The 12,948-nt window shown below is 35.1% G+C and carries 16 protein-coding genes and 1 other annotated feature; of the genes, 13 read left to right on the forward strand and 3 right to left on the reverse strand.

Annotated elements, in window-relative coordinates; translation table 11 throughout:
* Window positions 1–152: 152 nt before the first annotated feature.
* From BP17_RS00125 to BP17_RS00135, 3 genes are all read right to left on the reverse strand, one after another.
* Window positions 153–1,133, reverse strand: coding sequence for a polyprenyl synthetase family protein (locus BP17_RS00125; RefSeq protein ID WP_035050850.1), 981 nt, complete (start codon window positions 1,131–1,133; stop codon window positions 153–155).
* Between the two features lie 58 nt (window positions 1,134–1,191).
* Entirely contained in the window at window positions 1,192–1,752 is a 561-nt protein-coding gene (locus BP17_RS00130; RefSeq protein ID WP_035050851.1) for a Gx transporter family protein, read from the reverse strand.
* Between the two features lie 235 nt (window positions 1,753–1,987).
* Window positions 1,988–3,841, reverse strand: coding sequence for an FAD-dependent oxidoreductase (locus BP17_RS00135; RefSeq protein ID WP_035050853.1), 1,854 nt, complete (start codon window positions 3,839–3,841; stop codon window positions 1,988–1,990).
* Window positions 3,842–4,473: 632 nt separating this feature from the next.
* Between BP17_RS00135 and BP17_RS00140 the strand changes: the two genes are divergently transcribed.
* From BP17_RS00140 to BP17_RS00195, 13 genes are all read left to right on the forward strand, one after another.
* Window positions 4,474–4,959 (forward strand): FMN-binding protein, encoded by a 486-nt coding sequence (locus tag BP17_RS00140; protein ID WP_035050854.1) that lies wholly within the window; start codon window positions 4,474–4,476, stop codon window positions 4,957–4,959.
* Between the two features lie 172 nt (window positions 4,960–5,131).
* Window positions 5,132–6,199, forward strand: coding sequence for an FAD:protein FMN transferase (locus tag BP17_RS00145; RefSeq protein ID WP_035050856.1), 1,068 nt, complete (start codon window positions 5,132–5,134; stop codon window positions 6,197–6,199).
* Window positions 6,200–6,217: 18 nt separating this feature from the next.
* Entirely contained in the window at window positions 6,218–7,159 is a 942-nt protein-coding gene (menA, locus tag BP17_RS00150) for a 1,4-dihydroxy-2-naphthoate polyprenyltransferase (RefSeq protein ID WP_035050858.1), read from the forward strand.
* A 91-nt stretch (window positions 7,160–7,250) separates the two neighbouring features.
* A complete protein-coding gene (rpmG, locus tag BP17_RS13190; protein ID WP_074200257.1) occupies window positions 7,251–7,403 on the forward strand; it encodes a 50S ribosomal protein L33 in 153 nt (50 codons plus the stop codon).
* 34 nt (window positions 7,404–7,437) lie between these two features.
* Complete coding sequence (gene secE, locus BP17_RS00155) at window positions 7,438–7,617, forward strand: preprotein translocase subunit SecE (RefSeq protein ID WP_035050859.1); 180 nt, start codon at window positions 7,438–7,440, stop codon at window positions 7,615–7,617.
* Between the two features lie 181 nt (window positions 7,618–7,798).
* Window positions 7,799–8,347 (forward strand): transcription termination/antitermination protein NusG, encoded by a 549-nt coding sequence (gene nusG / locus BP17_RS00160; RefSeq protein WP_035050860.1) that lies wholly within the window; start codon window positions 7,799–7,801, stop codon window positions 8,345–8,347.
* Between the two features lie 123 nt (window positions 8,348–8,470).
* Window positions 8,471–8,746, forward strand: coding sequence for a glycine betaine ABC transporter substrate-binding protein (locus BP17_RS00165; protein WP_051910387.1), 276 nt, complete (start codon window positions 8,471–8,473; stop codon window positions 8,744–8,746).
* A 267-nt stretch (window positions 8,747–9,013) separates the two neighbouring features.
* A complete protein-coding gene (locus BP17_RS00170) occupies window positions 9,014–9,526 on the forward strand; it encodes a membrane protein (protein WP_035050862.1) in 513 nt (170 codons plus the stop codon).
* Window positions 9,527–9,647: 121 nt separating this feature from the next.
* A complete protein-coding gene (gene rplK, locus BP17_RS00175; protein ID WP_035050863.1) occupies window positions 9,648–10,073 on the forward strand; it encodes a 50S ribosomal protein L11 in 426 nt (141 codons plus the stop codon).
* A gap of 96 nt (window positions 10,074–10,169) precedes the next feature.
* Entirely contained in the window at window positions 10,170–10,859 is a 690-nt protein-coding gene (gene rplA, locus BP17_RS00180) for a 50S ribosomal protein L1 (RefSeq protein WP_035050864.1), read from the forward strand.
* Window positions 10,860–10,910: 51 nt separating this feature from the next.
* Window positions 10,911–11,039: a sequence feature (ribosomal protein L10 leader region), on the forward strand.
* A gap of 58 nt (window positions 11,040–11,097) precedes the next feature.
* On the forward strand, window positions 11,098–11,598 hold the full coding sequence (rplJ, locus tag BP17_RS00185; protein WP_035050865.1) for a 50S ribosomal protein L10: 501 nt from the start codon (window positions 11,098–11,100) through the stop codon (window positions 11,596–11,598).
* A gap of 72 nt (window positions 11,599–11,670) precedes the next feature.
* A complete protein-coding gene (rplL, locus tag BP17_RS00190) occupies window positions 11,671–12,036 on the forward strand; it encodes a 50S ribosomal protein L7/L12 (RefSeq protein ID WP_035050866.1) in 366 nt (121 codons plus the stop codon).
* Window positions 12,037–12,153: 117 nt separating this feature from the next.
* On the forward strand, window positions 12,154–12,768 hold the full coding sequence (locus tag BP17_RS00195; RefSeq protein WP_035050868.1) for a class I SAM-dependent methyltransferase: 615 nt from the start codon (window positions 12,154–12,156) through the stop codon (window positions 12,766–12,768).
* Window positions 12,769–12,948: the final 180 nt, after the last annotated feature.

A 12,948-nucleotide genomic window follows, 5' to 3' on the forward strand; every position in this document is an offset into this window, starting at 1 on the left:
AAACTTTCTATTAATTGAAATGACAACGCTTTCTTGATAGGTTTTGATTTTTTGAACAAAAGCTCTACCATTCTCGTAAGGTTTCAAAACAAAAAAACAAGATTAGGGTCGTAAGCCTAAGTCTTGTTTTTTTGTTCCTACAGTCTGAAATATTAGATTATTCGTTGCAACAATGACGTAGTTACTTTACGAATAATCTCTTTTTCTGCAGTATCTGGTAATTGGTCGATGCGTTTCAAGGCTTTAAAAGTATATTTACGGGCTAAACGTTGAGCTTCATCTAAGCCACCTAAGTCAATCACTAATTTCTGGACCTTGTGTGTATCCTCGTTAGTTATCTGCTCTCTTTTTTTAAGTAATTCTTTAAAGATAGAAGGATTTTTTCGAATAGCGTAAATAAGAGGAGCAGAATAGATGCCCTGTCGCATATCTTCTAAAACAGGTTTTCCAAAAGATTCCGCTGTCTGCGAATAATCTAGAACATCATCCATAATTTGAAAGGCCATTCCAATATGGCTTCCAATATAATAACAATGTCTAGCGAATTTTTCAGTTTGGCCACCTTCTAATGCTCCGGAATAACAAGCAAGGGCAAATAATTGAGCTGTTTTGCCAGATATTTGAGTCAAATAATTTCGAATAGTTATTTTTTGGTGATACCTTAAATTCATTTGATCAATTTCGCCCATTAAGATTCGTTCCATCCCGCTAGTGTTAATCTGCATTTGCTTCATAGAGTTAGAATAATCTGTTAGTAGCTTAAATGAAATGGTAAACAGGTAATCACCAGCATATACAGCTACATCTTTACCGTATTTTGATTGTATTGTATTTTGACCACGTCGTTTAGGCGAATCGTCGATGATGTCATCATGAATTAAAGTAGCCATATGCAATACTTCGATAGCAGCCGCAAAAGCGCGTGCTCGACTAGGGTCATGATCTTCTCCGAAAGTTGAAAAAAGCAAAGTGTAAGCTGGGCGAACGAGTTTTCCACCAGTATGCATCATGTCAATTAAAGCATGTTCAATTGGTTTATTGCGAAGACGAATTTTTGAATCCATTAATTCAATGGTTTGGATCAATTCAGATTGTAATTCAGGGTAGGCTTCCCACATAGGATGGATCTGCATGTGTATTCCCCTTTCGTTTTATAAAGTTAAGCACAATAGGCTGTGACTTTTTAAGAATTTACATAAGTGTTGTTGCGTCATTTTTTTCATTAATCTGGTGAGCATGATTTTGGAAATTTTTTAGTGTTCGCACGTGAGTCATCAAATAATTAGCGGCAATACCAATAGCAATACCAGATAAAATCCCCATAAAGGATAGAATAGGCAAGTAAAGCATGACGGTCCAAGTTTGAGAGATCCAACTTGCAACAGCTAATTGGCCAACGTTGTGTAATATGCCTCCTGTAGCACTGATTCCAATAATACTGACCCGTTTTGGACCAAGCTGCTTCACTGTCAACATGCCTATATAACTTAGCAAAGCTCCAGCACAACTGTACATAAATGTAGACAATGTCCCACCGAGAAGAGTGGCCATAATAAGTCTCATCCACACAACTGTAAAACTATCTTTTAGGGGTAAAGTAAAAATAGCAACAATAGTAATGAGGTTAGCAATCCCGATTTTTGCACCTGGAGCAAAGGCAAAAGGAAAAGGAATACTTCTTTCAACTAAGCTTAAAATAACAGCTTGAGCTGCTAGCAATGCAATATATACAAGTTTTTGATTTCGAGTCATAAACACCAGTCCTTATTTAGGTGAGATTAGTTGATTAAATGATTTTTCATTTTAGGAATCCGTCAAAAATAATAAGATAGAAAGAAGAATAACTCGTATATTCTTCTTTCTATCTTACCATTTTTTTCTATTTCGTACATGGAGTTTCGCTACAATAGCTTTATAATAAAATGAGTGGAGGTAGAGAAACCTACCTTCACTCAAAAAATATACATAATATGGTAAGCTCGACTTTTTATTTATATAAAGATCTTGGTGTGCCATACCACCATTTGCCTGCTATTTTTTGGATCCATGGAATGACATAATAGTCTAAACCAACAGCACGACCAGAACCGTTCATCAATGCAATAGCAACAAATACGAACCAAAGATTGACCCAGTAGAACATGCCAGATAGAGCAAAGCTGACAACTAAAGCCACAGTAGCCGCACTAGCTAACCAAGTGAACAATCCTGCAATCAATGCTAAACCAATTGCAAGCTCGACAACTGTCATGAACTTTTGGAAAATTAAAGCTACTTCAGGAGTTGGAATCATAAATTCCATAATGCTATTAAACCATTCAGGAGCTTTTGAAAGAATCATCATGGGTTCTTCACCATAAACATAATTCAATCCAAAAATAGGTTGAACTGCTTCGCTAGCTTCTTCCACTGCTTCGGATGCTCCGGAAGTAGCTTCTTGTAACCAAGCGAACGGTAAAGCGACGGTATCTCCAAACCAACTTTGAGAATCGAATAAACCAAAGGCCTTTTTCAACCCTTCAATAAGCCACATGCTACCATAGAAGACTCTAAGTGGAACACTCCATAAAACATTGCCGTAACGAGAAAGATGACCACGGAAAATATTTCGTTGATTTTTGATATGGAAAAATTCATGGAATATATACTGTACCATATAGTAACCAGAACGAATATCGAAAAAGTATTTTAAATTAACAATATGTTTCATTAACATAGCTAAGAATCCACTAAGATGGAATTTATCCATTAAATAAGCAACACCGTATTTTGAACCAATAGAAACCATTGTTCCTTGATAGTTTGATTCAAGTTTATGTTTTTCATTACCTTCAATTGCTGCAATAACATTAATAGCTGCAGTATGTCCGGTTTGTTCAGCAGCTTGTACGATTTGAGGAGTAGGTTTTCCTTCTTCTTCTTCATAATACACAAGGTCGCCAATCACATACACATCTTCTAAATTTTTAGCTTCCATAAATTCATTCGCAACTAAACGACCAGCACGAGCTTGTTCCATTCCAAATTCTGCTGTATCTGTATTTGCCTTAACACCAGCAGTCCAGACTAAAGTATTTGTTGGGATTTCTTCGCCGGATTTCAATATAATTGAATCTGCACCAACGCTTATAATAGCAGCATCTTTCATAATTTTGATGCCTTTTTTCGTCATGAATTTTTCTGCTTTATCAGCATCTTGACGAGGAAGTGCATTTAAGATCGTTGGAGCAGCTTCTACAACGATTAGCTCAATTTCCGAAGCATCAAATTTGTATTCTTTAGCTAGTACATCTTTCCAATCTAGTAATTCCCCAACCATTTCGATACCCGTGAATCCAGAACCACAAATAACAAAACGCATCATTGCTGCACGTTTTGCTGAGTCATGTTCAATGGCTGCAGCTGCAACAGTTGTTTCAATGTGATGGCGTAGACGAACAGCGTCTTCCATTGACCAAAGGGTGAAACCATGTTCTTTAACACCCGGCGTACCAAAATCATTTGGTTCTCCACCCATACCTAGAATTAAATAATCATACGTATAAGAGCCATTTTCAGTCGTTACAATTTTTTTATCGTGATCAACAGCGGTAACATTATCCGTTACTAAGTTAACATTTTGTTTACGGGCAAATAACCGTTGTAAATCGTATTGAATGGCTTCAGGTTCAACCCGTCCTCCAGCTACTTCATGTAATTCTGTCATATAAGTAAGGTAAGAGTGGCGATCGATTAAAGTAATCGTTACGTCTTTGTTTTTCTTCAGTTTTTTAGCCAATTGTTTAGTAGCAGCAACACCTGCAAATCCAGCACCAACAACAACTACATTTGTTTGAGTCATTTTTCTAGCTCCTTTTTTACCATTTTTTTTATAAAATATATAATATAAAGAGGAATAAATTGAAAAAATAAAATAGATTACTAAAAATAATCAAGTTAGTTAAATGTTTCACAACTATATGATAATCATATTATACAAAAAATAAGTAGATATGTCTAGGTTTAAAAGAACATTCTCTTTAAAAAAGAATCTTTTAATTCAAATTTCTAATTAAAAATCTTTTTTTTATGAAATAATTATCAAACTTTTCTTGAAAACGGTGTTAAACCAAAGAAAAAATAAAGTAAACGACCACAAAGGCTTGTCACATTATAGACAAACTCACTATTTGGCAAGAAACAACTAAAAAATTTTAAAAAAACTAACGATTTGTGATTTATGAAACATTTAATTGAGCTAACTATTATCTTAAGTTAGCTATTTAATGGAAGTTTAAATACTGATAAATAAGGACTATGCATTTTTTTATCAAGCTATTTGAAAAAAATGTTTAAAAAAAAGCAATCCATGTGAAGTTATAGACAATAAAAAAGAAAACAGCTATACTTATGGTAGGTAGTCGGCTGGATGAAGTAGCTCGTTTATTTTCATTAAGTAGGGCAGACTATAAGAAGAGTATGGGGGATTATGTTATGGAATTTAAAAAAGGGTTGAAGTTGGTATCAGTCGTTTTTGCATCAACATTAGTTTTAGCAGCATGCGGTTCTGATGATGCGGCTAATGCAGGAAGTTCAGCAGTTGTTGAATCAGAAAAATTGCAAGATGGTAGCTATATGTTAGAAGAAAAAAATCTTGATGATAACGGTTGGAGCGTTGTTTTTGGTATGACAGTAGAGGACAATAAGATTACTGAATCTAGCTATGATTATGTAAATGATGCTGGAGCATTGAAAACAGAAGATGCAGAATATCAAAAAGCGATGGAAGAAAAAGTAGGAACTGGTCCTGCAGATTACATTCCAGCGTATAACCAAGCTTTAGTTGATGCGCAAGATCCTTCGTCAGTAGAAGTTATTTCTGGAGCAACTCATTCATACGATTTATTTGTTGAATATGCTCAACAATTGGTAGATGCAGCAGCGGAAGGCAATACAGAAAAAATTGAAATTGATAACTAAACCCTTTTAAAGAGTTATTTAACTGAGGGAAGATAACCTTGATAAAGATTGTAAAGGTCAATATAAAATGACATAATATAGAGGGTCTTAGATAAATTTCTAGGGCTCATTTATTTTTAAATAAAATTAGTGAAAAGATATACAAATAGTTGGATTATAAGGAGTTTTTTTAATGGAAAAACATAGGCTGATAAAAGTGATACTTTCTTTACTGGCTATAGTGTTCTTACTTGTTGGTTGTAGGGAAACAACTAGCGTGAAGGAGCGGATGTTAGCTGAAGAACCTTTTGAAAGAACTGAGTTTTTAATGGGAACGGTGGTAAAAGTTACGATTTATAATCAAGACCAACAAGCAGCTTTAGACGCGGCTTTTAATCGACTTGAGGAGCTGGCGGGCTTGATTACTGTTGATGAAGAAGAAGAGAATTCAGAAGTCGAAAAAATTAATGAACAAGCTGGTACAAAACCTGTCCAAGTATCTGATGATTTATATTATTTGTTGCAGGCGGCTTTTGATTATAGCGAAAGTACGGTAGGCAGTTTTGATATGACGATTGGGCCGATTACTGAATTGTGGCATATTGGTTTTGATGATGCTAGAAAGCCAGAGCAATCTGAAATTGATGAAACATTGGCATTGGTTGATTACTCAAAAGTGCAGTTCGATGATGATGCTCAAACCGTCTACCTTCCAAAAGAGAAGATGCGATTAGATCTAGGAGCTATTGCTAAAGGATTTATTACGGATGAAGTAGTAGAAGTGCTGAAAGAACATGAAGTGGATACGGCTATTGTTGATTTAGGCGGGAATATCTATGTATTAGGCGACAGTACTAGAGGCGAAGGTGTAGGCTGGAATGTGGGCATTCAAGATCCATTCGAAACTCGTGGAACAATCTTAGGTTCTCTAGCTTTAAGTAGTCGGTCAATCGTAACATCTGGAATCTACGAGCGTTTTCTTGAAGTGGATGGGACAAACTACCATCACTTGATGAACCCTGAGACAGGATATCCCTTTGATAATGAATTGGCAGGAGTGAGTGTGATCACTAAAAAATCTATTGATGGTGATGGATTATCAACCTCATTGTTTTCTAAAGGATTAGAAGAAGGACTGGAATACGTTAATACATTAGAAGATGTTGATGCAATATTTGTAACGAAAGACAAAAATGTCTATATATCTGACGGTTTGAAAGGATCATTTAGATTAACAAATGATGATTTTACGTTAAAATGAAAATAAAGAGGGATAAAAATGGCGGTAAAAACATTCTTAAAATTAGTAGAGATCCAAACAAAGTTAGCGAGCCTTTTCCCTTTTCTGCTAGGGACTTTGTTTGCGGCGTATTATTTTAACGCGTTTGATTTAATAAATACGTTTCTTTTCTTTGCAGCAATGATTATTTTTGATATGACAACAACAGCTATCAATAATTTGATGGATTATCAAAAAGCTAAAGATCAAGGGTATAAAAGTGAAGTGAATATTATTGGACAAGAGAAAATACCGGAAAAACTTGTTATTCGTCTGATTATAAGTATGCTAGTCGCTGCGACACTTTTAGGTCTTATACTCGTAGTTAGGACAAATATTATCTTATTGATCATAGGAGCTATCTGTTTCTTTATCGGTATTTTTTATACATTTGGGCCAGTTCCAATTTCAAGAATGCCTTTAGGCGAGCCTATTTCGGGTCTGGTAATGGGATTTGGCATCTTTTTTATTGCAGCTTTTGTAACTATCAACGACCCCAGCTTATTGAGTTTATTATTTGCAGGGCAAAATTTTATTTTAAAAGGCAATATCGTTTCAATTGTAACGCTGTTTTTTGTTTCATTACCGACGGTCTTTTTAATTGCCAATATTATGTTGGCGAATAATACCTGTGATTTAGAAGAAGATATTGTTAATCATCGCTATACGCTGCCGTTTTATATTGGTAAGAAACAGGCAGTTCAGTTATTTAATGCATTGGTTTACTTGAGTTATCTGGTGATTGTGTTAGCTGTTTTATTAGGGTTGTTGCATCCGATATTATTAGTTTTGTTAGGGACCATCATACCTATGAGGAAAAATTTAGCTGCTTATAATGATAAGCAAGTTAAATCAGAAACTTTTGTTGTTGCCATAAAAAACATTGTTTTATTTAGCAGTAGCGAAGTGATCTTATTAGCTGTAAGTTTATTATTTAAGTAAATTTTGAAAGAGCGATTGACATGTTTCACAAGTGGTGGTAGATTAATTAAGATGTCATTCGTCCGTAGAATAGAGAGAATAGGTGAAAAAAATGAGTGGTAAAAAAACATCTTTAGCTTGTTCGGTATGTGGGTCTAGAAATTACTCTAAAAAAGTAAATGAAGGAAGCCGCACAGAACGCTTAGAAATAAAAAAATTCTGTAAGTATTGCAATCAACATACATTGCATCGTGAAACGAAATAAAAAAGTCTCAATGCCAATTTGGAGGGAATAAAAAATGAAGAAAATAAAAAACTTTTTTAGTGGCGTACTTCAACAAATAAAAGCAGTCACATGGCCTACCGGTAAAGAACTTAGAAAATATACATTGACTGTTTTTGTGGTTTGCCTATTATTTGTTCTTTTCTTTATGGTTGTTGACTTTGGAATCGATACAATCTTAGATTTTATTTTATAAGAAGCATGGAATAGAAAAACCACTAGCGTGAAGCTTTGTCTAATGGTACAATGAATTTATTAATGAATGCACGAAACCTTCCTTAAAAGTAAATGAAGGTTTTTTTGTATGTTATGAAAAATAATTCAACTAGCTGATATCAAAAAAATGGTTAAAAAAATAACGAATAGGAGTGATATACATGGAAGAAATAGAAAGTGCGAAACAATGGTATGTCTTACACACATATTCTGGTTATGAAAATAAAGTTAAGCAAAATATTGAGTCTAGAGCCAATAGTATGGGTATGGGAGATTACATTTTCCGAGTAGTGATCCCTGAAGAAGAAGAAAAAGAAGTAAAGAACGGTAAAGAAAAAGTTAATATGAAAAAAACATTTCCTGGATATGTTCTAGTTGAAATGATCATGGCTGATGATTCTTGGTACGTTGTTCGTAATACGCCGGGTGTGACAGGGTTCGTTGGATCACATGGAGCGGGAAGTAAACCAGCGCCACTTTTAGATTCAGAAATAGAAGTTATTTTACGTCGTATTGGTATGAGTGCTCGTCACCAAGAAATCAACTTTGAAGTTGGCGAAACGATTACGATTATCGAAGGGGCATTTAATGGTCTTACAGGTAAAATTACCGAGATTGAAATGGAAAAAGCAAAACTTAAAGTTAACGTTGAAATGTTTGGTCGCGAAACAAGTACTGAATTAGATTTTGAACAGGTAGATAAATTATAAGACGCTATAAAGCTCGGAAAAGAGGTTGAGACAAAAGTCTTAATCTCTTTTTTTTTTGCGAATTTGCGAATTTGAATCTCAAATTGATGCATGGAAGATCACAAAGGAACCGTGGAAGCTATAATGTTTGAATCGCAAGAAAGTTCTTTTGAAGAGTCATCGATGCAGTGGATAGAAGCGAATCAAGACAAAGTAGATGAATGGCTAGAGGGTGCTGAACAAGTAGATGGAGAAACAATTTTATTTGAGGCGATTGCAAATGGAGAAGCAGATGCATCTCTTGCACTGTGGTTACCAACAACACATGCTTCTTTTTATAAAAAACCTCAAGATAACATGATTGATCTAAGTGAAAACTTAACAGGTGCGCAAAATGGCTTGTTGTTCCAACCTATATAGATATTGATTCTATTGAAGATTTAGAACCAAAAGAATAAGAAAACAGTAAGGTCAGATCTGCTTCATAAAGCAGTCTGGCTTTTTTATTGAATTTAAAACTGATTATAGGTGCTTTTGTTGCTATCTTATTCTATATAAAGTAAACAGCTAATGTACTTCTCGATTTACACCGGATTTATTTGCAATTACATATGCTAAAGAGTTAGAAAAGAAAAGGGTTATGGCTATGGTATACTAAAATAAAACGAAATGAGCAGGTGAATAACAATGAAAGAACTTATCATGGCATTAGCAACTAGTGTAAATGAGGTCCATGACCTTTTGAATCAGGCATTTGGTTTGAGCATGTCAGATAAAGCTTTACATTTTTGGGTCATGGGTATTATTGGCATTATTCTATTTCTAATGGTTTACATTGTATTTAAGATAATTGAGAAATGGAAATTTAGTGCAACGATTCTTTCGTTTATGTTTACTTTTACGATGATGACCGTGTTGGTTTTTGCTATTGAGATTCAACAGGCGATTACAAATCGAGGTAACATGGAGTTTGCAGATGCTATAATGGGTTTATGGGGCTTTATTGTCATGTTTTTTGTCTACGTGATTATTGTTGGTTCTTTTTATGGTATTTATTCTCGTGTCAAGAAGAGGAAAAAACCAGTTGCTCTAAATGCAGTAGAGATAGAAGATAAACCAAAAGGAATACTGGATGAAACAGAAAAGAAATTAGACGTTTACCGTTCGCAAAGAAAAAAAACGAATAAGTTCAAAAAATAGTTGCAAAACTGATTTTTGAATGGTACAGTATCATGGTACGTTTTACGTATGTGTCAAATGTGGGAGGGGAAATATTAACCCCATTAACCACATCACGGACTCAATCAAGGAGGTATGTTTCGTGGCTAAAAAAGTAGTTAAGTTAGTTAAATTACAAATTCCTGCAGGGAAAGCAACTCCAGCTCCACCGGTAGGTCCAGCATTAGGACAAGCACAAATCAATATTATGGGATTCTGTAAAGAATTCAATGCTCGTACTGCTGATCAAAATGGATTAATCACTCCCGTTGTTATTTCTGTATATGAAGATCGTTCATTTACATTTATCACAAAAACTCCACCTGCTGCTGTTTTACTTAAAAAAGCTGCTGGTGTTGAATCTGGTTCTGGTGAACCAAACACTAAAAAAGTTGCAAAAGTAACACGCGACCAAGTTAGAGAAATTGCAGAAACAAAAATGGCTGATTTAAACGCATCAGATGTTGACTCTGCTATGTTAATGATCGAAGGTACTGCAAGAAGCATGGGATTCACTGTAGAAGGTTAATTCTATATTCTGCTTCTCAGTATACCTTATACATAACTGTATAAGGACTAAGTGGGAGGTAAAACCGTTATAACCACAATCAAGGAGGAAAAAATTATGGCTAAAAAAAGTAAACAATATTCAGCAGCAGCTGAAAAAGTTGATATTTTAAAAGCTTATTCTTTAGAAGAAGCTGTAGCATTAGTTAAAGAAGTTGACTATGCTAAATTTGATGCAACTGTAGAAGTTGCTTATAGACTTGGTGTTGACCCTAAGAAAGCTGACCAACAAATTCGTGGAGCAGTTGTTCTTCCAAATGGAACAGGTAAAACTCAAAAAGTATTAGTATTTGCTAAAGGTGAAAAAGCTAAAGAAGCTGAAGCTGCTGGAGCAGATTATGTAGGAGAAGCTGAATTAGTTCAAAAAATCAATGGCGGATGGTTTGATTTCGACGTTGTTGTAGCAACTCCAGATATGATGGCTGAAGTTGGTCGTCTTGGACGTGTTTTAGGACCTAAAGGCCTAATGCCGAATCCTAAAACAGGTACTGTTACAATGGATGTTACTAAAGCAATCAATGAAATTAAAGCTGGTAAAGTAACTTACCGTGTTGACAAAGCAGGGAATGTTCATGCTCCAATCGGTAAAGTATCTTTTGACAATGCTAAATTAGTTGAAAACTTCAAAACAATCCATGACACAATGATAAGAGTTAAACCTTCAACTGCAAAAGGTGATTACATCAAAAACATTACAGTAACTACTACTTTTGGACCTGGTGTTAAAGTTGATGCAGGATCGTTTTAATAAATAACTATTAAAAGTCTTGACCTAGACGATGGGAATTGTTAAAATCGTTTAGGTTGAGTAATATTACCGAAGACAGTAGGTGGCTTAATGCCTTAATTTCCTGCCGAGGATGAATATGTGAAAACATATAATTATCCCTCTATGTCTAAGGTGACATAGAGTTTTTTGTTTTTATTGAGCTTTACCGTTCTTGAGACAAAAAATTCTAGCCAATCGATCAGGAGGTGAAAAATTAATGAGTCAAGCAGCAATCGCAAAAAAACAAGAACTAGTTGATTTAGCATCAACTAAGTTCAAAGAAGCAGCTTCAGTAGTTGTAGTAGACTACCGTGGATTAACTGTTGAAGAAGTGACTAATTTACGTAAGCAATTACGTGATGCAGGAATCCAAATGAAAGTTATCAAAAATTCAGTTTTAAGCCGTGCAGCAGAAGCAGCAGGTTTAGAAGGAATGAACGATGTTTTCAAAGGACCTACAGCAGTTGCGTTTAGTAACGATGACGTTGTAGCACCTGCAAAAATTATCGCTGAATTTGCTAAAACAGCAGCAGCATTAGAAATCAAAGGTGGCGTAATCGAAGGACGCGTTTCTTCAGCTGAAGAAATGAATTCTCTTGCATTACTACCAGACCGCGAAGGTTTGTTATCAATGTTGTTATCTGTACTTCAAGCACCAGTTCGCAATACTGCGCTTGCTATCAAAGCAGTTGCAGAATCAAAAGAAGAAGTAGCTTAATCAAGCATTCTTCTTTTGGAAAAAAAGTAAGTTAGAACAAAAAAAACTAACCAATAATGGAGGAAACCAACAATGGCATTAAACATTGAACAAATCGTTGCTGACTTAAATGAATCAACGATTTTAGAATTAAACGACTTAGTAAAAGCAATCGAAACAGAATTTGGCGTAACAGCAGCAGCTCCTGTAGCAGCAGCAGGTGCTGGAGAATCAGCAGCAGCTGAACAAACAGAATTTACAGTAGAATTAACTTCTGCTGGAGATGCAAAAATTAAAGTTATCAAAGCAGTACGTGAAGCAACAGGCCTTGGCTTGAAAGAAGCTAAAGGATTAGTTGACGGAGCACCAACAGCAATCAAAGAAAACATTTCTAAAGAAGATGCAGAAGCATTGAAAGAAGCTTTAGAAGCAGTTGGAGCATCTGTAGAAGTTAAATAATTTAACTCTACTAAGCTTTTAAAAAAGACACGCAGTCCGCTGCGTGTCTTTTTTATCTTTATTACATTAATTTAAGTGGAAATAAGTTATTAAAACATGCATTAAGGAGGAACTAGTATGTCAGATCATTATTTTTCTAATAATCCAAATACTGTAAGTGAAACAGCTGCTTGGACATATACACTACGTGGGCGAGAATTTAAGTTCGTTACTGATGCGGGAGTATTTTCTAAAAAAACAGTCGATTTTGGTTCTCGTTTGCTGATTGAGGCAATTGATTTCTCGGAAATGATTTCTGGTGATATCTTAGATGTTGGGTGCGGCTATGGTCCGATGGGGTTAGCTTTAGCGAAAGAAGATCCGGAGCGCAAAGTAGAAATGGTTGACGTCAATGAACGAGCGTTGGGATTAGCGAAGCAGAATGCATCAAATAATCGGTTGCCAAATGTATTAATACACACGTCAGATATTTATGAATCAGTGGAAGGTAAAGAATTTGCGGCAATCGTTAGCAATCCTCCTATTCGTGCTGGTAAAAAAGTAGTCCACGGTGTTTTGACTGGTGCTTTTGATTTGCTTAAAAGTGGCGGAACATTGACAATTGTTATTCAAAAAAAACAAGGTGCCCCAAGTGCGAAAGCAAAAATGGAAGAAACGTTCGGTAATGCTCAAGTGATCGTTAAAGACAAAGGGTACTGGATCATTCAAAGTTTTAAAGAGGAAAAGAATTAGGAATAGGACTTGACTTGTATGCAGATATAATGTAAAATAATCTAATGCATATAGTGTGTCTTAAAGAAGAAAAATTTGTTCTGAAATATTGTCCAGAGCAGATTTAATGAAGAAAACAAAAGAAAAATGGATTTTTTTTAAAAGTTCACAACTCTTTTGGTTTTTTTTTGTCAAAAAATA

It is taken from the genome of Carnobacterium pleistocenium FTR1, assembly GCF_000744285.1.
In the GTDB taxonomy this organism is placed as follows: Bacteria; Bacillota; Bacilli; order Lactobacillales; family Carnobacteriaceae; genus Carnobacterium_B; species Carnobacterium_B pleistocenium.